Genomic DNA, 21,230 nt, shown 5'->3' with positions numbered 1-21,230 from the left:
GAGCTCAGACCCCCACAAGAAGGAGAAAGACCGTGGCCGACAACACCGAGATCCTCAGCGGACTCGCCGAGATCGTCGAGGAGGTCGCCGGCATCGACACCGCCGAGGTGACCACCGAGAAGTCCTTCGTCGACGACCTGGACATCGACTCGCTGTCGATGGTCGAGATCGCCGTCCAGGCCGAGGACAAGTTCGGCGTCAAGATCCCCGACGACCAGCTCGCCGAGCTGAAGACGGTCGGCGACGCCGTCGACTACATCTCCAAGAACCAGTGACCCCACAGGTCGAGGTCGTCGTCACCGGGCTCGGCGCGACGACCCCGCTCGGTGGCGACGTCGCGTCGACCTGGGAGGGCATGCTCGCCGGGCGCTCCGGCGTCCGGCGGATCGACGACGACGAGCACGAGTGGGTGAACCGCCACCAGCTGCCCGTGAAGATCGCTGCGCCGCTGGCGGTGGCTCCCACGGAGGTGCTGCCGCGCGTGCAGGCCCGCCGTCTGGACCGCTGCGAGCAGGTCGCCCTGATCGCCGCGAAGGAGGCTTGGGCCCACGCCGGGCTCGGCGAGCCCGGCGACGGCACGGTGGACCCCGAGCGGCTCGGCGTGGTCATCGGGACCGGCATCGGCGGCGCGATCACCCTGCTGGACCAGGACGACCTCCTGGAGGGCAGCGGCCTGCGCAAGGTCTCGCCGCTCACGGTCCCGATGCTGATGCCCAACGGTCCCGCCGCCTGGGTCGGCATCGAGTTCGGCGCACGCGCCGGCGTGCACGCTCCGGTCTCGGCGTGCGCGTCGGGGGCGGAGTCGCTCGCGTGGGCGCTCAAGATGCTGCGCAGCGGCGAGGTCGACGTGGTCCTCGCCGGTGGGGCCGAGGCGTGCATCACCGGCATCACGGTGGCCGGGTTCGTGCAGGCTCGCACGCTGTCTCAGCGCAACGACGAGCCGGAGCGGGCCTCCCGCCCGTTCGACGTCGAGCGCGACGGGTTCGTGCTCGGCGAGGGCGCCGGGATCATGGTGCTGGAGCGGGCGGACTTCGCGGCCGCCCGGGGCGCCACCGTGCACGGCAGGCTGTCGGGCGCCGGTCTCACCTCGGACGCGTACCACATCACCGGCCCCGAGCCGGAGGGCCACGGGCAGTCCCGCGCAATCGCGGCCGCAGTGCGCGACGCCGGGCTGGAGCCCTCGGACGTGGGCCACGTGAACTGCCACGCCACCTCCACTGTGGCTGGCGACGTCGGCGAGACGCGGGCCGTCCGCAAGGCGCTCGGAGACCATCCGGTGCTGACCGCGCCGAAGTCGGCGCTCGGTCACATGGTCGGGGCGGCCGGCGCCGTCGAGAGCATCATCACGCTGCTCTCGATCAAGGAGGGCATCATCCCGGCCACGCTCAACCTGGAGAAGCTCGACCCGGGTGTGGAGCTGGACGTGGTGGCGGGAGAGCCGCGCAAGATGGACCTGACGGCCGCTGTGTGCGACTCGTTCGGGTTCGGTGGGCACAACGCCGCCGTGGCGTTCACGAAGGTCTGACGGGCCAACCAGGGCCCGGCACAGGCCGCCCTGGCGCTAGGAGCGCCCTGGCCAGGACCCTCCTAGCAGGCCTCGCGTGCGGAGCTGCCGCCCCCGGTCATGTCGATCAGGGGTGGCAGCCCGCGCAACGGGAGAGTGGTGCGCCAGCAGATGCGCGGGACCTGAAGATCGGGCGGAGCGTGGGCGACGTCCTGGGTGCTGACGAACCGCACCCGCACGAACAGCCCGGAGTCCGGCGCCGCGTCGATCCGGTCGATCCGGTCGATCCGGATGGTGCCGTCGCGGGTGGAGGCGTAGGCCTGCTGCCATTCCGGCTCGGGCAGCCCGTCGGCCCGCTGCTGCACGACGGTGCCGCGCCAGCTCTCGTAGTCGCGGGTGTTGATCGCGTCGAAATGCCGCTGCAACTGCTCGCGCACGGCGTCGGCCGCCGGGTGGGCTGCGGCGTCGGCGCTCAGCTCGACCTCACCCGAGCCCGCGCCCGTGGCCGGCACCTGTCGCGGCGCGGCGTAAGGCGCGAAGCCGGTGGCCGAACGGCTCGCCACCGCGACGCCACCGCCCACCACCAGCAGCACGCCAAGCGCGATCGCCACGAGAGGCAAGGTCCACCGCCGCACCCGCAGATCCTCTCTCGTGCTCGTCCCGCGCCGGTCAACCCACCTGGTGCAGCCAGGTGACGGGGGCGCCGTCGCCGGCGAGCCGGAACGGCTCCAGCGCATCGTCCCACGCCGATCCCAGCAGATCATGCACCCGGCTAGCCAGCTTGGCCGCAGGCACCTCGGCGAGCAGGGACCGCAGGCGGTCCTCCCCCAGCACGATGTCGCCGTTGGCGCTGGTGCGGCCGCTCCACAGCCCTAGCGTGGGGACGTGGCAGAACCGCTCGCCGTCCACGCCGGGGCTCGGCTCCTCGGTCACCTCGAACCGGAGCATCGACCAGGCCCGAAGCGCGGCTGCCAGCGCGCCGCCGCTCCCGGCCGGACCGGTCCAGCTGCACTCCGCGCGCATCTGTCCCGGGACGGCAGGCTGTGGCGTCCACTGCAGCGAGACCTTCGCGCCGAGCACGCCGGAAATCGCCCATTCGACATGCGGGCAGACCGCAGTCGGCGACGAGTGGACGAAGACCACGCCGCGTGCGTTCACTGCAGACCTCCAACGTCGACGAGGAACGTCTTCCCCTACGTCCTCGGGCCGTGGCCGGTCTACTTCTAGGTTTTGTCCTGGATCTGGATCCAGGTCTGTCTCGGGATTGTGTTGATCAGTCTGCCCGTTCCGGCACCCGACACGCCAGAACCGCGGTGCACCGGGCGTGTCACACGGTCGCGCCTCGTCGGTCAGCGGTCGGGCAGCCGACCGCCGTCGAGGTAGGAGTTGTCCTCGAGCACCGCCCGCTGGGCCACCCGCAATGGCGCCTCCTCGGCGTCGCGCCTGAACCGGTTACCGGTGATCCGCAGGTCGGTCAGCGACGCCGCCGGGCTGTCCTGCCGGACGGTGTAGACGCCGCCACCGAGCAGGTTGCCCCGGATCTCGACGGGGCCATCCGCACGCTCCCCCGCCCGTTCGGGCGCGACGAGAACGGCGCTGCCCGGTCCGCGACCCAACTCCACCCGGTTGTCCTCGACCACGACGTCGCGTCCGGTGCCTTGGAGCACGAGCGCGTCCACCTCCTGCCCCGGCGCCGCCGCGAAGTCGTGCACGGTGCTGTTGCGCAACCGCGAACCGTCGCCGACGTGGGCGCCGTCACAGTTCACGCGGGTGATCTCGACCCGCTCTGCGCTCCACCGGTTGCCGCCCACCGCGGCCTCCCGGAACCCGCCGGTCAGCGTCACGTCCTCGATGCGGACGGAGCCGGCGGCCGTAGTGCTGATCCCGTACGCCATGGAGCCGTCGCCGACCACCCGGCTGCGCCGCACCACCACGTCGGCGGCGTCGACGAGGATCCCGCCCTGCACGTCCCACCCGTCCAGCACCGCGCCGCGGACGACGATCGTGAGCGGCTCGCTCGGGCACAGCCGGAGCCCGGCGGGAACACCTACGCTGCCGCGTTCCGGGGCCTCGTAAGGTCCAGCGGCCGTGCAGTCGAGCGCGGCGGCGGCGGGTGCGAGGGTGACGGTCGGGCCGCTACCGGTCGGCCCGCTGGGGAACGTGACGCCGTCGGTTGCCACCACGACCCCGGCGACGGCCAGCACGACGGCCGCGAGCGCCAGCGCGGCGCGCGCGGCGAACCGCCGCCCCCCGCTGGACCCCTCCATGGGGCAGAGAGTACGACCGGTGGGCAGAGCTGCGGTCGGCGGGGTACTACGAAGAGTGAATGGTGCTCACGATATGTAGTGAACGATGCCGTCCTGCTCGCTCGTCGTCACCAGGCCCCGCTCGACCAACACATCCAGGTGCGCGGCGGTCTCCATCGTGGCCAGCATCGCGTTGAACAGGTCCAGGTCGGCGAGCCGCTTGTCCCGGCGCGTCCACGGCAGCACCGCCGCCACCTCGTGGGCGGTACTGTGGCCCGCCTGCACCGCGGTCAGCGTGGCGTCCAGCCGCTTCCCGTGGTGGGCGATCAGCTCGTCGACGCGCTGGTGCACGCGCATCCCGACGGCGCCGTGCGCGGGCAGCATCGCGGCGTCGGGCCGGGTCCTGATCAACTCCAGCGAGGTCAGGAAGTCGGCGAGCGGGCTCGCAGGCGGCGCGGGTTCCAGCCCGAGCGACGGCGTGATCCGCGGCAGCACGTGGTCACCGGAGAAGAGCAGCCCGGCGGCGGCATCGGCGAATACCACGTGGCCCCTCGTGTGCCCCGGCGTCGCCACCGCCTGCAGCACCCGCGCGCCCGGTGCACCCCCGTCCACGACGATCTCGGCGCCGTCCTCGATCCACTCGTCCGGGAAGGCCCACTCGGCCGGGTCGGACGGCGGCTGGGGCTGCCGCTCCAGCTCGCGCACGATCTCGTGGGCGCCCGCCCGCAGCAGCCGGTCGTGTTGCCGGTGCGCCGGACGCGGCTTGTTGAGCACCTCGAGGCTCGGGCCCTCCCCCGCGCCGAGGGCCACCCGCATCCCGAACTCCCGGCGTAGCGCAACGGCCTGCGTGTAGTGGTCGCGGTGCACGTGCGTGACGAGGAAGCGGCGTACGTCGCCGAACCCGGCGCCCAGCTCGGCAAGCGCGGCCCCGAGCGCGTCCCGTGCTTCTGCGAGCGCCCAGCCGGAGTCCACGAGCGTCCACCCGTCGCCGTCGGCCACCGCGTAGACGTTCACGGCGCGCAGGCCGTCGTTCGGCAGCGGCAGGGGGATCCGGTGGACGCCGGGAGCGCATTCGAACACGCCGGGGGCGGTCCAGTCGCCGTCCGGGTCGTCGCGGGCGATCACGAGGCCACCGCCGGCGCGGTGAAGGCATCGGTCCCGGTGTCCCCGGCGCTCATGATCATCTTTTCTCCGTAGTTGTCCCGGAACGCGTCGAGAATCTGCGCCAGCGGAAGGTCGGCGAACACGCCGCGGTTCGTGCCGTACTCCATGTACCGCGATCCGTCGGCCGAGAACTGGTGCAGCAGCGCGTCCGAACGCCCGTCGAACTCGATCGGCGCCACGCCGAACCGCGCGCACAGCTCCGCGTTGAACGCGGGTGTCGCCTTCACCCAGCGGCCGTCCAGGTGCAGGTCGGCGTACCCGTGGTAGATGAACACGTCCACCCCGCCCATGTGCTCGCGCAGCCGGGGGGTCTGCAGGTGGTTGCGCACGTCGGCGAACCCGAGCCGGGCAGGGATGCCCAGCGCGCGGGCGCCACCCGCCAGCAGCACGGCCTTCGGCACGCACCAGCTCGTCGCAGCGGCGGCGACGGCGCTCGCCCGGTACTGCTCGGGGTCGTCGGAGACGACGAATGGGTCGTACCAGATGCGGTCGCGCACGGCTGCGAAGAGCAGGGCGGCCTGCTCGACCGGGTCGGTCGCGGACGCCACCGCCTCCCGGGCGAACGCCCTGACGGCCGGTGCGTCCGAGTCGACGAACCGGCCAGGCCTCAGGTACTCCTCGAGCTCTGGCCGCACCGCACCTCCCCCGGGGAGGCGTCGCCGCCGCCCGCTCCACACCGCAGTTACCGGAAAGTCACCATAACGACGGGAAGGGCGGGCCGCGCCGCCCGGAGCCGCAGGGTGACCGGGTCCACACGGCATACCGGCCGCACTTGCACCGCCCTGTCACGATCGACACATGCGCCGCCAGGTCTCCGCGTACCTCCAGCTCGACGTCACCGCACCGGCGCTGCTCGGGCTCCAGGTGGCCGTCGCCACCCGGCCCGCCCAGGAGCGCCTGACCGTCTGCGCCGGGAGCGAGCTGCTGCCCGTACGGGAGGTCGGCGCGCCGCACCGCGGCCGCGTGCACGTGGTCGACGCTCCGGTGAGCCAGCTCGTGATCGACTACTCGGCCACGGTCGAGGGCGAGGTCCCCGTGCCCGACGGCGGCGAGCACGACCGGCTGCTCTACATGCGCCCGAGCCGCTACTGCCCGTCGGACAAGCTGCTCGCCACCGCGTCGGCCGAGTTCGGGGGCATCCCCGGACCCGCCGAGATCGTGACCGCGGTACGGGACTGGGTCGCACGACGGCTGTCCTACGTCAGCGGCTCCAGCGGGCCCACCGACGACGCGATCGACACCCTGCTGCTCGGCCAGGGCGTGTGCCGCGACTACGCCCACCTCGTCGTGGCGCTGCTGCGGGCGCAGGACGTGCCGGCCCGGCTGGCCGCGGTGTACGCGCCCGGGCTGGACCCCATGGACTTCCACGCCGTAGTGGAGGCGTACGTGGACGGCGGGTGGCGCCTGCTGGATGCCACCGGACTCGCATCCCGGCCGTCGATGCTGCGGATCGCCACCGGCCGGGACGCCTCGGACACCGCGTTCCTCTCGGTGCACGGCGGCCTGGCGAACCTGACGAGCGTGACGGTGCTGGCTGTGGTGGACGACCTGCCCCACGACGACGGCGGGGGGGACGTCGAGCTGACCTGAGCACGGGCCTGTCCTCGGTCCGGTCGTCAGCGCGTTCCCCTGTGCAAGGGCCGGTGTGGGGCACCACGGTGACCGTGTCCCCGCGGCGTCCGTGCCGTCACCAAGTGATGTGTGTGCCTGGTGATGTGTACCTGGTGATGTGTGCCTGAACTGTCGTCCACCGGCGCTACGGTCCGGCGGCCCCAACCGACCGTCTCTCTGGAGGCCCCGTGCTCGACCACATCGCGGTGCAGGTGACCGACGTCAACGCCGCCACCACGTTCTACCTGCGCGTCTTCGCGCCATTGCGGATCCGCGAGGCGATGCGCCACGACCTGGGTACCGGGCCCGTGGTGGGGCTGTCCGGCCCGGACGGTGTGCCGCGCTTCTGGCTCGGCGCCGCGCCGAGCCCTGCGGGGCGGGAGCTGCACATCGCGTTCATCGCGCCCAGCAGGGATGCCGTGGACGAGGTGCACGTCGCCGCCGTGGCCGCGGGCGCCGAGATCCTGCACGCCCCGCGGGTCTGGCCCGAGTACCACCCCCGGTACTACGGGGTGTTCCTCCGCGACCTGGACGGCAACAACGTGGAGGCCGTGCATCACGGCGCCCCGTAGCCCGAGTTACGGAATGAGCTGCTCGGCGAGCCGCTGCCACTGGAGCACGGGCGCTGTCCCCGGCGTGGTGTGCACGACGTGCAGGCTGACGTGGTCGGCTCCGGCGTCGAAATGGCGAGCGACGCGGTTCGCTACGTCCTCGGTGCTTCCGTAGGCCACGAGCGCGTCCACCACCCGGTCACCGAGAGAGTCGACCTCCTCGTAGCCGAGATCCTCCAGTAGCGCGCGCCGGTTGGGCAGGGCTGCGGCAGCGGTTGAGCGCGCCAGTTCGGTGGCGCGCGAGCCGTCCTCGTCGAGGATCGCGAACTGGGTGACGGCAAGCAGTGCGCTCGGCCCGAGCACAGCCCGTGCGATCCGCGTGTACTCAACCGGCATGCCCAAGAGCTGCGCGCCCGAGGTCCGCTCTCCCGCGAGCTCGAGCATCCCACGATCCATTGCCATGATCACCCGGCGCGCCGCTCCCGGTCCTGGCGCCGGCCGGAACGGCGCGCCGTCCAGCGCATCCAGGTAATCGCGCATGGTGGCCAGCGGCGGCCCGAATCGGTGGCCGCGGACATCTTCGGCGAGGCTCGGGTGGCTCTCCCACAGGCCGAGCAGGAAGCGGCCGGGGAATGCCTCGTCAAGCGTGCGCTGCGCGGCGGAGGTGGCCACCGCGTCCCGCGCGTAGATGTCCGCGCCGCCCGTGGCCACCACCATCTGCCGCGTGTCCGACAACAGGATTCCGGCTTGTGCCATGGCTTCCCGGCCGGCCGTCTCATGCAGCCAGAGCGTTCCGTAGCCGAGATCCTCGATCGCCGCCGCAGCCTGCCGGACAGCGGCGATCGGCAGGGTGTCGAAGCCGGCTGCCCAGACTCCGATCCGCCCGAGGCTCGTCCGCGGTTCGGTCACGCGCCCTTCTCCCCCGCGCGCTGGGTGTCGAGGAACGCCGTGATCCGGGCTGCTCCCGTGGTGTCGAGCCAGGTGCGAAAGTCCATCACGCCGGGATGGATCCGGCGCGTGGCAGGGATGTCGACCCGGTAGCCGCGCTCGTTCAGCCACGTGTTGGCGACGGCGATGTCCTCGCTGACCTGCCGGATCGTGTCGATGGGGATCTGCACGTACGGCAGCGGGCGCCCGATGGCAGCGGCGATCGCCGCTGAGATCTGTACCGGAGTCAGCTCGTCACCGGCCAGATCGACGACGCGGCCGATCCACTCCTGCGGCCGACCGAACGCCAACGCAGCGATGGCGCCCACGTCGTCGACCGCGATGACCTGCTGCGGGACGTTCGGCTCGAGAGCCGTGACCATGGCGCCCTCCCGCAGGTAGTACCCGCCGGTGAAGTTCTCCATGAAGGAGGCGGGGCGCAAGATGGTTGCCGGCAGCCCGAGCTTGGCCATGTGCTGCTCGATCCGCCACTTGCTCACCAGATTCAGCGGCAGGACCTCGTCATCGTGGCGGCCGGCGCCCGCGACCGACGTGTACACGATATGCGTGATGCCCGCCGTTTGGGCGGCGTCCGCGACGTTGGTCCCCCAACGGACTTCGTCGTCCGCGCTGAAATCCGGCGCGGTGCCAGGCGAGCCGACGGTGGGTTGGACGCTGAACATGCCGTATGCCCCCTCGACCGCGTCCACCAGCGAACCGATGTCGTCCATGTCCGCGTGCACGGGCAGGGCTCCGGCCGTGGCCAAGGCCGTGGCCCCCGCGCCCTCCGGATCACGGGTCAGCGCCCGCACCTGCCAACCGTCGGCGAGCAGGTGCGCCGTCACCGCGCGGCCCTGCTGTCCCGTCGAGCCCACCACCACGATCGTCTTCCCTGCTACCTGCACGGGCTCCCCTGTCATGGATGCGGAGATCACCACGCAGAATCAAACGGGGTGGTCCTCCATTTACGTCAGGTACGATATGGGGGCCTACCCCGGTTCGCAAGCCTGATGGAGAAGCCCGTGGTTGACGGCAACACCGCGCCGGCGAGCCGGCCCATGCGCGCAGACGCTCAACGCAACTACGATCGGATCCTCGCCGCTGCGGAAGCCGCTATCGCCCGCGACGGTGCCGATGCCTCGTTGGAGGAGATTGCTCGGCGCGCCGGCGTCGGCTCGGCAACGCTGCACCGGCACTTTCCGTCCCGCCAAGCGCTGCTGGAGGTGGTGTTCCGCGCCAAGGTGGAGGCGCTCTGCCACAGAGCGCGCGATGTGACTACCGACCCCGATCCCGGAAATGCGCTCGTCACCTGGCTGCGCGCCGTTGTCGAGCACGCCGCATCCAACCGCGGTCTGGCCGCCGCACTGATGCGCGGAGCGCATGACGGCGATCCCACATTCGGGGCCACCTGCCACTCGATGATCACGAGCAGCGGCGTCGAGTTGCTCGAGCGCGCCGGCCAGGCCGGCGCGATCCGCCCCGGCGTCGCCATCGGCGATCTGCTCACACTCGCCAACGCCATTGCGATGGCCACCGAGCGTGAGCCGAACGGTGCCGCCGAGGCCGACCGGCTGCTCACACTCGCCCTAGACGGCGTGCACCCGCTGACCTGACGTTGCAAGACAAGATCACGGCACGTAGACGGAAGGGCTGGGAGCAGACTGCCGTCGGCTCCCAGCCCTGACCATCCCGAACCGCGCCCGAAGATCAGCTGCAGCCGCTGGTGGAGCCGCAGCCCTCGCAGACGTAGCAGGAGCCTGCCGGGCGCATCTTCGTGCCGCAGGTCATGCACAGCGGAGCGTCAGCAGCCTTGCCCAGGTGCAGTTCGAGCAGCTCGGTGGAGCTGCCGACCTCAACCGGGGCCGGGTGTGCCCCGGCCGGCGTCTCCGCCTTCTCGGCCACCGGTGCGGCGTCCACCGAGGAGCGCAGCCCCTCGACGTCGACCTCGCCGTATCCCTCGGCGACCTGCGCCGTGCGCTCGGACGCGGAGAAGATGCCGAGCTGGGCGCGCTTCTCGTACGGGAGGTGGTCGAGCGCGAGCCTGCGGAACAGGTAGTCGAGCACGCTCGTGGCGATGCGGACGTCCGGGTCGTCGGTCATACCCGCCGGCTCGAAGCGCAGGTTGGAGAACTTCGAGACGTAGAACTCCAGCGGGATGCCGTACTGCAGGCCCACGGAGATCGACATCGAGAACGCGTCCATCACACCGGCGAGCGTGGAGCCCTGCTTGCCGAGCTTCACGAAGATCTCGCCGAGGCCGTTGTCGGGGTAGGAACCGGCGGTGAGGTAGCCCTCCGCGCCGCCGACGGTGAACGAGACCGTCTCACTCGGGCGCTTCTTGGGCAGCCGGCGCCGGATGGGCCGCTGCTCGACGGGCGCCGCCGCCTCGGCCTTCTCGGTGGCCTTGGCGGACTTGCCGGCCGACAGCGGCTGGCCGACCTTGCAGTTGTCGCGGTAGATCGCGAGGGCCTTGAGGCCGAGCTTCCAGCCCTCCATGTAGATCTTCTCGACGTCCTCGACGGTGGCCGTCTCCGGCATGTTGACCGTCTTGGAGATGGCGCCGGACAGGAACGGCTGCACCGCCGCCATCATGCGGACGTGGCCCATCGGGGCGATGGACCGCGCACCCATGGCGCAGTCGAACACCTCGTAGTGGTCCTGGCGCAGGCCGGGGGCGTCGATCACGTGGCCGTGCTCGCCCACGTACTCGACGATGGCCTCGACCTGCTCCGGCTGGTAGCCGAGCTTGGCAAGGGCCCGCGGCACAGTCTGGTTGACGATCTGCATGGACCCGCCGCCGACCAGCTTCTTGAACTTGACCAGGGCCAGGTCGGGCTCGATGCCGGTGGTGTCGCAGTCCATCATCAGGCCGATGGTGCCGGTGGGGGCGAGCAGCGAGGCCTGCGCGTTGCGCCAGCCGTTGCGCTCGCCGACCGCGAGGCAGTCCTTCCACGCGATCGTCGCCAGCTTGTGGATGGGGCTGCTCGCCGGGAACGTGCGCACGTCGTCGTTGGCCGCGGTGTGCTTGCGCATGACGCGCTGGTGGGCCTCGGCGTTGCGGGCGTAGCCGTCGTACGGGCCGACGACACCGGCGAGCTCTGCGGAGCGCTTGTAGGCCGCGCCCGTCATCAGCGAGGTGATGGCCGCGGCGAGCGCCTGACCGCCCTCGGAGTCGTATGCGTGGCCGGTGGCCATCAGCATCGCGCCGAGGTTGGCGTAGCCGATGCCCAGCTGGCGGAAGGTGCGCGTGACCTCGCTGATCGGCTCGGTCGGGAAGTCGGCGAAGCAGATGGAGATGTCCATCGCTGTGATGATCATCTCGACGGCCTTCTGGAACCGGACCCCGTCGAACTGGTCGTCGTCGCCGAGGAACTTCATGAGGTTCAGCGACGCGAGGTTGCAGCTGGAGTTGTCGAGGTGCATGTACTCCGAGCACGGGTTGGACGCCGAGATCCGGCCCGACTCGGGGCAGGTGTGCCAGTCGTTGATCATGCCGTCGTACTGGATGCCGGGGTCGGCGCACGCCCACGCGGCCTGCGCGATCGTGCGGAAGAGCTTCTTCGCCGGGACGCGGTCGATGACCTCGCCGGTCATCCGGGCGCGCAGGCCGAACTCGGTGTCGGCCTCGACGGCGCGCATGAACTCGTCGGTGACGCGGACGGAGTTGTTGGCGTTCTGGTACTGCACCGAGGCGATGTCGGAGCCGCCGAGGTCCATGTCGAACCCGGCGTCGCGCAGCACCCGGATCTTGGCCTCCTCCCTGGCCTTGGTCTCGACGAACTCCTCGATGTCGGGGTGGTCGACGTCGAGCACGACCATCTTCGCCGCGCGGCGGGTGGCACCGCCGGACTTGATGGTGCCCGCGCTCGCGTCGGCGCCGCGCATGAAGGAGACCGGACCGGAGGCGGTGCCGCCGGAGGACAGCAGCTCCTTGGAGGAGCGGATGCGGGAGAGGTTGAGCCCGGCGCCGGAGCCGCCCTTGAAGATCAGCCCCTCCTCGCGGTACCAGTTGAGGATCGACTCCATGGTGTCGTCGACGGCGAGGATGAAGCAGTTGTGCACCCGGAGGCCCGCGGCGAGGAACTCCCCGGACTCTGTCTGGATGTCGTAGACCTCCTGTGCGCCGAGCTCCTCGACCCGGGCGATCTCCAGGCGCTTCACGTCGCGCGCCGGGCGGCCCGGCAGGTCGAACGACGCCTCGAGCTTCGCCGCCTTCACCGGGTCGACGAAACCGATCTCGTCGGCGAAGGTCCGGCGGTCGCCGGCGTTCTGGATGCTGACGCACCACAGGTCGTTGCGGTCGGGACGCGGGTCGGCCTTGCGTGACACCCGCGCGAAGATCCCGAAGCGGCCGAGCAGCGCCTGGACGCCGCGGATCAGCCCCTCGCTGATCATGTCTACCCCGACGAGCGTGGAACGCTCGCGCCGCGACACGTACCCATCGGCCTGGAAGACGCTGCGGAGGTAGCAGGCCACCACGGGCAGCGGTGCGGTGAACAGGTGTGCCGGCACCGTCATGTCGACGCCACGGGTCCGCAGCCCCCAACGCTCCACGAAGTCGGCCAGCTCGGCGCCGTAGAGGCGGGTGCGGCGGCAGTCGAGGGCAGGGTTCTGCGTGGTGACGGTGCGCTCGTGCCGGTGCACGCCGGGGAACACCGCGTCCAACGCCACCGTGACCCAGTCACGCTCGGCGTCGGTGACCGTCATCGCCTCGATCGTGAGCGATCGGTTCGTGCCCGTCTCGTACCGACCCACGAACCCGTCCGCCTGCAGCCAGCCGGCGAGCGAGGCCTCGGCCAGGTCGGCGACCTTGATGACCGACTCGCCGTACGAATGGGTGCGGTGCCACTCCAGCTGGTCGCCGGGACGCAACGTGCCCGCCTCGACCCAGCGGCCCGTGCCGGCGTCGGTGCTCTTCCAGACCACGTGGTCGGGTGTGACGTCGAGCTGGTGGCCTGCCTTCGTGTGCAGCCGGATGACCTCTCGCACGCCGTTCGCCTTGGTGGCGACGATGCGCGTGAGGCCGTGCGCGTCGAACACCTTCGTGCCGACGGCGTCGCTCTCGACCAGCTCGCCGATGGGGACGAGCCCGGCCGGGGTGCTGACCAGAGCGTCGTAAGCCAAACATGCGCTGACCTGCTGCGGGCTCGCGGTGCCCACGTTGAACCATACCGGCGAGTTGAAGCTGAACACCTGGTGCAGCAGCATCCAGGTGAGCTCGTGGGCGAAGATCTCGCCGTCGGCCTCGGTGGCGAAGTAGCCCTGCTCGACGCCGGTGCGGTGGTACGCGCCGACGACGCGGTCGATGAGCTGGCGCAGGCTCGACTCGCGCTGCGAGGAGCCGACGGCGCCGCGGAAGTACTTGCTGGTGACGATGTTGGTGGCGTTGATCGACCAGAAGTCGGGGAACTCCACGCCGCGCTGCTCGAAGTTGACCGTGCCGTCGCGCCAGTTGGTCATGACGACGTCGCGCCGCTCCCATGAGACCTCGTCGTAGGGATGCACGCCGGGCTGGGTGAAGATCCGCTCGACGGCGAGCCCGGCCCCCTTCCCGGACTTGGCGCTCTTCCTGCCGCGTCCTGACGCGGTGCCGACGGTCTCGGTCATGCTCTTCCCTCTTCCTGGCGCACGGGCGGCTGGGGTCCGCAGGTGCTACGTCTCGAGCGATGCGTTCTGGTCTGTTCGGCGATGCGGACGGCATAGGTGATGCAAGTGGCGCGGTCAGCGCTGTAGGACGGCGCAGGCGCCGGCTCAGCCGGGCGGGTCGCCGCCGACGGTCGTGCCACCCGCTGATGCTCCGCGGAGGTCGGCGATCTCCTTCTCGAAGTCCTCGATGGAGGAGAACGAGCGGTAGACGCTCGCGAACCTGAGGTAGGCCACCTCGTCGAGCTCGCGGAGCGGGCCGAGGATCGCGAGGCCGACCTCGTGGCTGGGGATCTCGGCGGTGCCTCCGGCGCGGACCGCCTCTTCCACGCGGTGGGCGAGCTGCTGGAGCGCGTCCTCGTCGACGGGCCGCCCCTGGCATGCCCTGCGGACGCCGCTGACGACCTTCTCGCGGCTGAACGGCTCGGTGACCCCGCTGCGCTTGACGACCGCGAGCACGGCCTCCTCGACGGTGGTGAACCGCCTGCCGCACGAGGCGCACGAGCGCCTGCGGCGGGTGGCCTGGCCGTCGTCGACCTCTCGCGAGTCGATGACGCGGCAGTCCGAGTGGCGGCAGAACGGGCAACGCATCGGACGATCCCCCTCACCGGGCAGCAGCTCCACCGGCAGGCCAAACCCTACCTGTGGACGAACAACACGAGTGTAACCACAACATGTAGGGGTGAGGGAAGTCGGACACCCCTACCGTGGGCGGCGTGTCGTCCGAACCGGGCCGATCGGGGCCCGGCGGGCGGCGCGTCGGCCGCGCAGCGTCAGCCGCCGGTCACCCGCAGCACCTGCCCGGGGCGCAGCCGCACCGTTGTGAGGGAGTTGTCGGTGACGATGCGCTCCGCTACCGCGGCGAGTTCGGGACCCGACGACGCGGGCGCCACGCGCTCGGCAACCTCCCACACCGTGCTCTCCGCCTCGACCGTGACGGTGGCGACCGGGCGCGCAGGCGCGCCGGAGCCGCCACGCCCCTCGGAGGCCGCTCCGGCGAGCAGGCCCAGGCCCATGACGACCGCCGCGGTGGCCGCCATGGCGGCCAGCCCGGCGACGACACGCACTCCGCGCCCCGAGATCGGCTCGGCCACGGGCCGGCGGACCAGCACACGCGGGCCGCTGCGCAGCGGCTCGGCCCGCCGGGCCCGCCGCACGAGCTGCGGCCGCTCGGCCTCGGCCGGCCGCACCGCCACTGCCACCACGCCGGGCCGGACCGGGCGCGGCCCACGGGCCCGGCGCCGCGGTGGCACCCGGACAGGCACTCCCCTGCCGGAGAAGCCGCCGGCCGCTCCCGCACCGCGCCTGCCCTCGATCGGCCGCCCGCTCACCTCGTGCTCGTGCATCGCCGCCGCCTCCGCTTCTCCCGCTCGTGGCCGTGTGAACAGTTGTTCGAACGAACGTATGTGCGATGTCTACCACCGAGCACCGACAGAATCGAGAAAAGGGAGGCGTGTCGTTCGAACATGTGTTTGGCGGAGGCCGCGATCGGGGCTACCGTCGTGCCAACGGCGGTGGCCCGGGACGGCCATCCGAACGAACGGCACCACGACCAGCACGAGAACTACACCGGCCGCCGCAGCACGTGGCCGACGAGGAGGCGCGAAGAGATGGCACGGGACGACCCCGGCACCAGAGCCGGTCGCGAGGCCGGCCCGGACTCGTCCGACGGCCCCGACACCGACGGGCGCGCGGAACTGCGGCCCGGCGCCACGGCCCAGGTCAGCACCTTCCCGGACCCGCCCAGGGAGCCGGCCGGGTTGACGCCCCGCCAGCGCAAGGTGCTCGAGGTGATCCGCGACTGGGTCGAGCGGTTCGGCTACCCCCCGAGCGTCCGGGAGATCGGCGACGCCGTCGGTCTCACCTCCACGTCGTCGGTGCACCACCAGCTGCGCACCCTGGAGCGGAAGGGGTACCTGCGCCGCGATCCGAACCGCACGCGAGCGGTCGACGTCCGGGGGCCGGACGACGCCGAGGAGACCACCGCGTCGCCCGCGGAGGAGTCCGCCGCGGCCGACCTGAGCCCGGCGCCGGCGTTCGTGCCGCTGATCGGCAACATCGCCGCCGGTGGCCCGATCCTCGCCGAGCAGGCCATCGAGAGCGTCTTCCCGCTCCCCCGCGAGATCGTCGGCGAAGGCACGCTGTTCCTGCTGAACGTGCGCGGTGACTCGATGATCGAGGCCGCCATCACCGACGGCGACTGGGTCGTGGTCCGGCAGCAGCCGGTGGCGGAGAACGGCGAGATCGTCGCGGCGATGATCGACGGCGAGGCCACGGTCAAGACGCTCAAGCTCCGCGACGGGCACAACTGGCTGATGCCGGCCAACCCGGCCTATGAGCCGATTCCCGGCGACGACGCCACGGTGCTCGGTCGGGTGGTGGCGGTACTCCGGCGCCTCTGAGTCAGAGACCGTCGGCTGGGAGGGTCCTGAACAACTCCGCCCGCGCAGTCGGGCCGAGTTGGTCAGGGCGCTCCTAGCCTTGCGGTCCGCCGGTTCCGGCCTCAGCGCCCGCGCAGCATCCCGCGCAGCCCGAGCACCGCGGTCACGAGCAGCAGCAGGCCGGCGGCCACACCCGCGCCGATCGCCGCGGGCAGCCACTCGGGGGCCGGGGCATCGGCAGCGGGCGGCGCGTCCACCGGCGTGGCGGGCCCGTCCGGGGTCCGGGGAGCCTGAGGTGTGCCGCCAGGCGCCAGCGAGGCCGCCCCGGCCACCGCCCGCACCTGCCCCGGCACTCCGCCCCGGGTCTCCGACCCGGAGAGCAGCGTGCCGTCGGGCTGGAAGGCGATCGCCTCGCCCTGGGGTTCGTCCGGCAGCGGCACCTGCACCGGTGTGCGCTGCAGCGCTGCGACGAGGTCGCCGTCCTGCATTGGGTACAGCCAAGCGTCGGTGTAGCTGCGCAGGGCCACCACGGACCCGTCGGCGTTCGTGGCGGCACCGGTCACCACGCGGCTGCCGATGCCCCCGACCGGCCCGCCTGTCGTGCTCGACGCGGGGAGCGAGAGCTCGCCGATCCGCACCATCGGTGTGGGCCCTGTGCCCTCCGGCGGCTCCGCGGTGCGGTACACGCCGGCGCGGCCGATCTCCTTCGTGATCACGACCGGCCGCCCGCTCGCGTCGACCAGGAGCGCCTCGGCGTCGTGCGGACCGTCGGGGTAGGTCAGCCGGTGCAGCCGCGCCTCCCCGCGGTCAGGAGCAACGATGACCGTGACGGTGGTGCGGTCGCGGTCGTTGTCACCGGTGTCGGCCACCCAGAACGCGCCATCCGGGCCGAGCGCAAGATCCTCGGCGTCGTATGGGTTGACGTCGGCGGTGCGGGTGCCGGTGACCGAGCAGTTGTCGAGGTCCAGCCGGAGCAGCTCGACGCGCCTGCCGCCGTCGCTCATCGCCCAGACCTCGCCGTCGCGGACGACGAGCCCGGACAGCTCGCCGAGCCGCGGGTCGTCGACCGTGCAGCGGACCTGCGGGGCAGGCACGGCCGCGAGCGCGCCCGCCGACGTCATCGTCAGCATGAGCGCACCGGCAACGAGCAGTGGGATCAGTGGGTGACGCCGTCCTCGACGGCCGCGCCGGCATGCGTGTACGGGAGCACCGCAGTGGCCAACTCGGCGCCGACCCTGGCGTGCAGGCGCGTGCCGTGCGGGGTGTGCTCCTCGGCGAGCACGTCGCCCTCGGAGTGCACCCTGGCGACGAGCGAGCCCTGTGTGTAGGGCAGAAGCAGCTCGACGTCGACCTCCGGGCGCGGCAGCAGCTCAGCGAGGCGCTCCCGGAGCTTCGCCACACCGTCGCCTGTGTGCGCGGAGACAAACACGGCCTCGGGCAGGAGGTGGCGCAGCCGGGCGAGCTGCAGGTCGCCTGCCGCGTCGGTCTTGTTGACCACCAGCAACTCGCGCGGCATCGAGCCGTGCTCCTCGCCGATCTCGACCAGCACCTGCCGGACGGCCTTGATCTGGTCCTCCGGCAGCGGGTCGGACGCGTCGACCACGTGCACGAGCAGGTCGGCGCCCGCCGTCTCCTCCAGCGTGGACCGGAACGCCTCAACGAGCTGGTGCGGCAGGTGCCGCACGAACCCGACCGTGTCGGTCAGCGTGTAGGTGCGCCCGTCGTTGGTGGAGGTGCGGCGCGTGGTGGGGTCGAGGGTGGCGAACAGCGCGTCCTCGACGAGCACACCGGCGCCGGTGAGCGCGTTGAGCAGGCTCGACTTGCCGGCGTTGGTGTAGCCGACGATTGCGACCGATGGCACGCCGCCCCGCTTGCGGGACCCGCGCTGGGTCTCGCGCACCTGCTTCATGCCGGAGATCTCGCGGCGCAGCTTGGACATCCGGTTGCGGATGCGGCGCCGGTCGAGCTCGATCTTCGTCTCACCGGGACCGCGGCCACCGATGCCCACGCCGCCTGCGGCGCGACCGCCGACCTGGCGCGACAGCGCCTCACCCCACCCGCGCAGGCGCGGGAGCAGGTAGGACAGCTGCGCGAGCTCGACCTGCGCCTTGCCGTCCTTGGAGCGGGCGTGCTGGGCAAAGATGTCGAGGATCAGCGCGGTGCGGTCGATGACCTTGACCTTGAGCTTCTCCTCCAGCTGGCGCAGCTGGCCGGGCGAGAGCTCGCCGTCGCAGATCACGGTGTCGGCACCGGCGTCGAGAACGGCGGTGCGCAGTTCCTCGACCTTCCCGGCGCCGATGTAAGTGGCGGGGTCGGGTCGCGGGCGGCGCTGCATCAGGCCCTCGAGCACCTGGGAGCCCGCGGTCTCGGCCAGCCGGGCCAGCTCGGTGAGCGACGCGCGGGCCTGCTCGGAGCTGCCCTCCGTCCAGACCCCGACGAGCACCACGCGCTCGAGGCGCAACTGCCGGTACTCGACCTCGGTGACGTCGGTGAGCTCGGTGGAGAGTCCCGCTACACGGCGCAGCGACGTGCGCTCTTCGAGCTCGAAGTCGCCCCTCGTGGGGCGGACCTGGTCGTCGGAGCGGAGCCGGTCGTCGGTGGGGGTGGACAGGGCGGGTTCAGTCATCGTGGAAGTCATGCTCCCACGTCAACGCTCCGCCGTCCTCCTTGATTCCGGCGCGCCACGGTTCCGGGAGCCCTGACGTCCCGAGCCGCGCGGGTTCGCGGCGGGCACTGGCCCACCACTCGTGGGTCAGCTCGCCGTGCGCGACGAGCACCGCGGGCCCGTGCAGGATCGTGGTCTGCTCGTCGACGGTGACGCGCAACCGCCCGCCGGCCGTGTGGACGGCCACCGCGCCGGTCACGCGCCCGGCGTGCCGCAGCGCGGCCACCGCGGCGGCCACGGTGCCGGTGCCGCACGACCGCGTCTCCCCCACACCACGTTCGTGCACGCGCATCACGACCTCGCCGTGGGCGTCGACCGGCGAGACGAACTCGACGTTCACGCCGTGCGGGAACAGCGCGGGGTCGTGGCCGGGCGGGCGGGTGAGGTCGAGCCCGTCGATGGCGGCTTCCGTGACGCAGGCCAGGTGCGGGTTCCCGAGGTCCACGGCGACGCCGGCGAACGCGTCGCCGTCGATGCTCGCGGTGCTCGGCTCGCCGACGGCGGCCGGGCCCATGTCGACGGAGATCTCGTCACCCGCCACGCGGACCGTGCGCACACCCGCCCGGGTGCCGACCGGCGTCTCCCCGTTGGGGAGCCAGCCGGCGTGCTCCAGGTAGCGGGCGAACACCCGCACTCCGTTGCCGCACATCTCGGCGATGCTGCCGTCGGCGTTGCGGTAGTCCATGAACCACTCGACGCCCGGCTGCGGAGCCGGGCCGCCGGGATCCAGCGCCGCCCAGCGCACGACCCGGAGCACCCCGTCGGCGCCGAGGCCACGCCTGCGGTCGCACAGCGCGGCGACGCGAGCGGGGGTCAGGTCGAGAGCGCCGTCGGGGTCTGGGAGCACGACGAAGTCGTTCTCGGTGCCGTGGCCCTTGCTGAACTGCACGTCAGGAGCTTACGCGCGCGGCGACGTGGGCCATGGCGCCCTCCGCGAGGTCGGTGGCCGCGCCGTCGAGCCAGTGGACTCGCCGGTCGCGACGGAACCACGACCGCTGCCGCCGGACGAACCGCCGGGTCGCCCGCACGGTCTCCTCGGCGGCGACCAGGAGGTCCCCGTCCCCGTCGAGCGCGGCCACCACCTGCTGGTACCCCAGCGCCCGCGACGCCGTCAGGCCGTCGCGCAGGCCCGCGGCGAGGAGCGTGCGCGTCTCCTCCACGAGGCCGGCGGCGAACATCCGCGCGACCCGCCGCGCCACCCGATCGTCCAGCTCCGCCACCGGCCGGTCGACGCCGAGCAGGACGGCGTCGTACCGCGGTGGGCCCGCGGTGGGCAGGCGGGCAGGGAACGGGCGGCCGGTCAGGGCGATCACCTCGAGCGCGCGGACGATGCGGCGCCCGTTGGTCGGCAGCACCACCTCGGCAGCGGCCGGGTCCACCGCCGCGAGCCGGGCGTGCATCGCCTCCGCCCCGCGTTCGGCGAGCTCGGCCTCCAGCTCGGCGCGCAGCGTGGGATCGGTGCCGGGGAAGTCGAGCTCGTCCACCACCGCCTGCACGTACAGCCCGGATCCGCCCACCAGCACCGGCGTCCGGCCCGCGGCCCGCAGCCGTTCCACGACGGCGCGGGCGTCGCGCTGGTACGCGGCCACCGACGCGGTCTCGGTGACATCGAGGACGTCGAGGAGGTGGTGCGGCACACCTGCGCGCTCGGCTGGCCCGAGCTTCGCGGTGCCGATGTCCATGCCGCGGTAGAGCTGCATCGCGTCGGCGTTGACGACCTCGCCGCCCAGCGCGCGGGCCAGCGCGATGCCCAGGTCGGACTTGCCGGTGGCCGTCGGGCCGACCACCGCGACGAGCGGAGGCGCGCTCACGGTTCCGGCGTCCAGACCGCGACGTGGTAGGCCACCCCGTACGGGACGGACGAGTGCAGCAGCTCGCCACGCCACCGGCCGTTCGCGGCGGCGGCGCCTGCGAGCACCTGCCAGGGCGCCCGTCCGGCAGCCATGAGCGAGGTGGCGAGCCCGGCGTCGAGAGCCGCGAGGGCGCCGGTGTCGGCGTCCCGCAATGCGGCGGCGACCGCCACGTCGAAGGGGCCTGCGCGCTCGTCGAGGTAGCCGGGGGCCCTCTCGGTGTGGGTCGCGGCGCCGTCGCCGACGACGAGCAGGCCGACCGGCTCCGGGTCGGCGGCGCACTCCGCCGCGAGCGCGGCCCCGAGCGTGAGGCAGGCAGGCGTCGGTTCGTCCGGGGCCACCAGCTCCCCGCGAATGCGCACCGCCGCACCCGCGGCACCCGCCACCCAACCGGCCACGAGCAGCGGGAGCGGGAGCTCCCGGTCCACGGGCGCCGATGCATCGGGGGCGAGCGCCACCTCGACCTCCGCGCCGAATCCGCCGAAGCTCCCGCGGGTGTCCGGGCCCACCGTGCGCCGGCCCCCGGCGTCGGCACCGACCGCGATCCAGCGCCGAGCAGCACCGGCCAGCCGGTCCGCCGCGGCCATGCAAGCCGCTCGCAGCGCGGCCGTCTCCGCCGCCGCGCCCGTCGCGAGTTCGGGGACCAGGAGCGGCGGTTCGGGCAGGACGACGGCCATCGAGAGCACGA

Annotated in this window: 21 protein-coding genes; 6 read left to right on the top strand and 15 right to left on the bottom strand. The window is 72.3% G+C overall.

Annotation, left to right across the window (positions count from 1 at the left end):
- The first annotated feature begins 32 nt into the window (after positions 1–32).
- Both ABD143_RS25780 and ABD143_RS25775 read left to right on the top strand, forming a co-directional pair.
- Positions 33–275 carry an acyl carrier protein gene (locus ABD143_RS25780; protein ID WP_343983564.1) on the top strand — a complete coding sequence of 81 codons (243 nt, stop codon included), beginning with the start codon at positions 33–35 and terminating at the stop codon, positions 273–275.
- The gene (locus tag ABD143_RS25775; RefSeq protein ID WP_343983561.1) at positions 272–1,525 is read left to right on the top strand and encodes a beta-ketoacyl-[acyl-carrier-protein] synthase family protein; all 1,254 of its coding nucleotides are present in this window, start codon (positions 272–274) and stop codon (positions 1,523–1,525) included. The genes ABD143_RS25780 and ABD143_RS25775 overlap by 4 nt, the downstream gene beginning before the upstream one ends.
- A 62-nt stretch (positions 1,526–1,587) precedes the next feature.
- Here the strand turns inward: ABD143_RS25775 and ABD143_RS25770 are convergent, their stop codons facing one another.
- The 5 genes from ABD143_RS25770 to ABD143_RS25750 form a co-directional block, all read right to left on the bottom strand.
- Positions 1,588–2,115, bottom strand: coding sequence for a hypothetical protein (locus ABD143_RS25770; RefSeq protein WP_343983559.1), 528 nt, complete (start codon positions 2,113–2,115; stop codon positions 1,588–1,590).
- Positions 2,116–2,173: 58 nt separating this feature from the next.
- Complete coding sequence (locus ABD143_RS25765; protein WP_343983557.1) at positions 2,174–2,662, bottom strand: DUF3145 domain-containing protein; 489 nt, start codon at positions 2,660–2,662, stop codon at positions 2,174–2,176.
- Between the two features lie 191 nt (positions 2,663–2,853).
- Positions 2,854–3,771, bottom strand: coding sequence for a hypothetical protein (locus ABD143_RS25760; RefSeq protein ID WP_343983553.1), 918 nt, complete (start codon positions 3,769–3,771; stop codon positions 2,854–2,856).
- A gap of 66 nt (positions 3,772–3,837) precedes the next feature.
- Positions 3,838–4,875, bottom strand: a complete 1,038-nt coding sequence (locus ABD143_RS25755; RefSeq protein ID WP_343983550.1) for an MBL fold metallo-hydrolase — start codon at positions 4,873–4,875, stop codon at positions 3,838–3,840.
- Positions 4,872–5,549 (bottom strand): transglutaminase-like domain-containing protein, encoded by a 678-nt coding sequence (locus ABD143_RS25750; RefSeq protein WP_343983547.1) that lies wholly within the window; start codon positions 5,547–5,549, stop codon positions 4,872–4,874. Before ABD143_RS25750 ends, ABD143_RS25755 begins: the two co-directional genes overlap by 4 nt.
- A gap of 163 nt (positions 5,550–5,712) precedes the next feature.
- Here ABD143_RS25750 and ABD143_RS25745 point away from each other — a divergent pair, with 163 nt between their 5' ends.
- Together ABD143_RS25745 and ABD143_RS25740 are read left to right on the top strand one after the other, a co-directional pair.
- The gene (locus tag ABD143_RS25745) at positions 5,713–6,504 is read left to right on the top strand and encodes a transglutaminase-like domain-containing protein (RefSeq protein ID WP_343983544.1); all 792 of its coding nucleotides are present in this window, start codon (positions 5,713–5,715) and stop codon (positions 6,502–6,504) included.
- Between the two features lie 209 nt (positions 6,505–6,713).
- Positions 6,714–7,097 (top strand): VOC family protein, encoded by a 384-nt coding sequence (locus tag ABD143_RS25740; RefSeq protein WP_343983541.1) that lies wholly within the window; start codon positions 6,714–6,716, stop codon positions 7,095–7,097.
- A 6-nt stretch (positions 7,098–7,103) separates the two neighbouring features.
- Here the strand turns inward: ABD143_RS25740 and ABD143_RS25735 are convergent, their stop codons facing one another.
- Both ABD143_RS25735 and ABD143_RS25730 read right to left on the bottom strand, forming a co-directional pair.
- Positions 7,104–7,985 (bottom strand): LLM class flavin-dependent oxidoreductase, encoded by an 882-nt coding sequence (locus ABD143_RS25735; protein WP_343983538.1) that lies wholly within the window; start codon positions 7,983–7,985, stop codon positions 7,104–7,106.
- Positions 7,982–8,923, bottom strand: a complete 942-nt coding sequence (locus tag ABD143_RS25730; RefSeq protein WP_343983536.1) for an NmrA/HSCARG family protein — start codon at positions 8,921–8,923, stop codon at positions 7,982–7,984. Before ABD143_RS25730 ends, ABD143_RS25735 begins: the two co-directional genes overlap by 4 nt.
- A gap of 102 nt (positions 8,924–9,025) precedes the next feature.
- On the opposite strand from ABD143_RS25730, the gene ABD143_RS25725 reads away from it, so the two are divergent.
- The gene (locus tag ABD143_RS25725) at positions 9,026–9,616 is read left to right on the top strand and encodes a TetR/AcrR family transcriptional regulator (RefSeq protein WP_343983534.1); all 591 of its coding nucleotides are present in this window, start codon (positions 9,026–9,028) and stop codon (positions 9,614–9,616) included.
- A 94-nt stretch (positions 9,617–9,710) separates the two neighbouring features.
- Here the strand turns inward: ABD143_RS25725 and ABD143_RS25720 are convergent, their stop codons facing one another.
- The 3 genes from ABD143_RS25720 to ABD143_RS25710 form a co-directional block, all read right to left on the bottom strand.
- A complete protein-coding gene (locus ABD143_RS25720; RefSeq protein ID WP_343983531.1) occupies positions 9,711–13,610 on the bottom strand; it encodes a vitamin B12-dependent ribonucleotide reductase in 3,900 nt (1,299 codons plus the stop codon).
- Positions 13,611–13,754: 144 nt separating this feature from the next.
- Positions 13,755–14,237 carry a transcriptional regulator NrdR gene (gene nrdR, locus ABD143_RS25715; RefSeq protein ID WP_343983528.1) on the bottom strand — a complete coding sequence of 161 codons (483 nt, stop codon included), beginning with the start codon at positions 14,235–14,237 and terminating at the stop codon, positions 13,755–13,757.
- A 182-nt stretch (positions 14,238–14,419) separates the two neighbouring features.
- On the bottom strand, positions 14,420–14,992 hold the full coding sequence (locus ABD143_RS25710; protein WP_343983525.1) for a hypothetical protein: 573 nt from the start codon (positions 14,990–14,992) through the stop codon (positions 14,420–14,422).
- 264 nt (positions 14,993–15,256) lie between these two features.
- Here ABD143_RS25710 and lexA point away from each other — a divergent pair, with 264 nt between their 5' ends.
- Positions 15,257–16,048, top strand: a complete 792-nt coding sequence (gene lexA / locus ABD143_RS25705) for a transcriptional repressor LexA (protein ID WP_343983522.1) — start codon at positions 15,257–15,259, stop codon at positions 16,046–16,048.
- 101 nt (positions 16,049–16,149) lie between these two features.
- Here the strand turns inward: lexA and ABD143_RS25700 are convergent, their stop codons facing one another.
- Genes ABD143_RS25700 through ABD143_RS25680 form a run of 5 tightly spaced genes read right to left on the bottom strand, consistent with a single transcriptional unit; the run spans position 16,150 to position 21,219 of the window.
- Positions 16,150–17,157 carry a hypothetical protein gene (locus ABD143_RS25700; RefSeq protein ID WP_343983519.1) on the bottom strand — a complete coding sequence of 336 codons (1,008 nt, stop codon included), beginning with the start codon at positions 17,155–17,157 and terminating at the stop codon, positions 16,150–16,152.
- Positions 17,158–17,183: 26 nt separating this feature from the next.
- Positions 17,184–18,653 carry a GTPase HflX gene (gene hflX / locus ABD143_RS25695; protein ID WP_343983516.1) on the bottom strand — a complete coding sequence of 490 codons (1,470 nt, stop codon included), beginning with the start codon at positions 18,651–18,653 and terminating at the stop codon, positions 17,184–17,186.
- On the bottom strand, positions 18,646–19,581 hold the full coding sequence (dapF, locus tag ABD143_RS25690; RefSeq protein WP_343983514.1) for a diaminopimelate epimerase: 936 nt from the start codon (positions 19,579–19,581) through the stop codon (positions 18,646–18,648). The genes hflX and dapF overlap by 8 nt, the downstream gene beginning before the upstream one ends.
- Position 19,582: 1 nt before the next feature.
- The gene (gene miaA, locus ABD143_RS25685) at positions 19,583–20,503 is read right to left on the bottom strand and encodes a tRNA (adenosine(37)-N6)-dimethylallyltransferase MiaA (protein ID WP_343983511.1); all 921 of its coding nucleotides are present in this window, start codon (positions 20,501–20,503) and stop codon (positions 19,583–19,585) included.
- Positions 20,500–21,219: a class III extradiol ring-cleavage dioxygenase family protein gene (locus ABD143_RS25680; RefSeq protein ID WP_343983987.1), complete on the bottom strand. Its 720-nt coding sequence runs from the start codon at positions 21,217–21,219 to the stop codon at positions 20,500–20,502. Before ABD143_RS25680 ends, miaA begins: the two co-directional genes overlap by 4 nt.
- Positions 21,220–21,230: the final 11 nt, after the last annotated feature.

Source organism: Pseudonocardia aurantiaca, from assembly GCF_039526725.1.
Taxonomy (GTDB): Bacteria; Actinomycetota; Actinomycetes; order Mycobacteriales; family Pseudonocardiaceae; genus Pseudonocardia; species Pseudonocardia aurantiaca.
The sequence above is the reverse complement of the archived record's forward strand: the minus strand, read 5'-3'. Positions and strand labels throughout refer to the sequence as shown.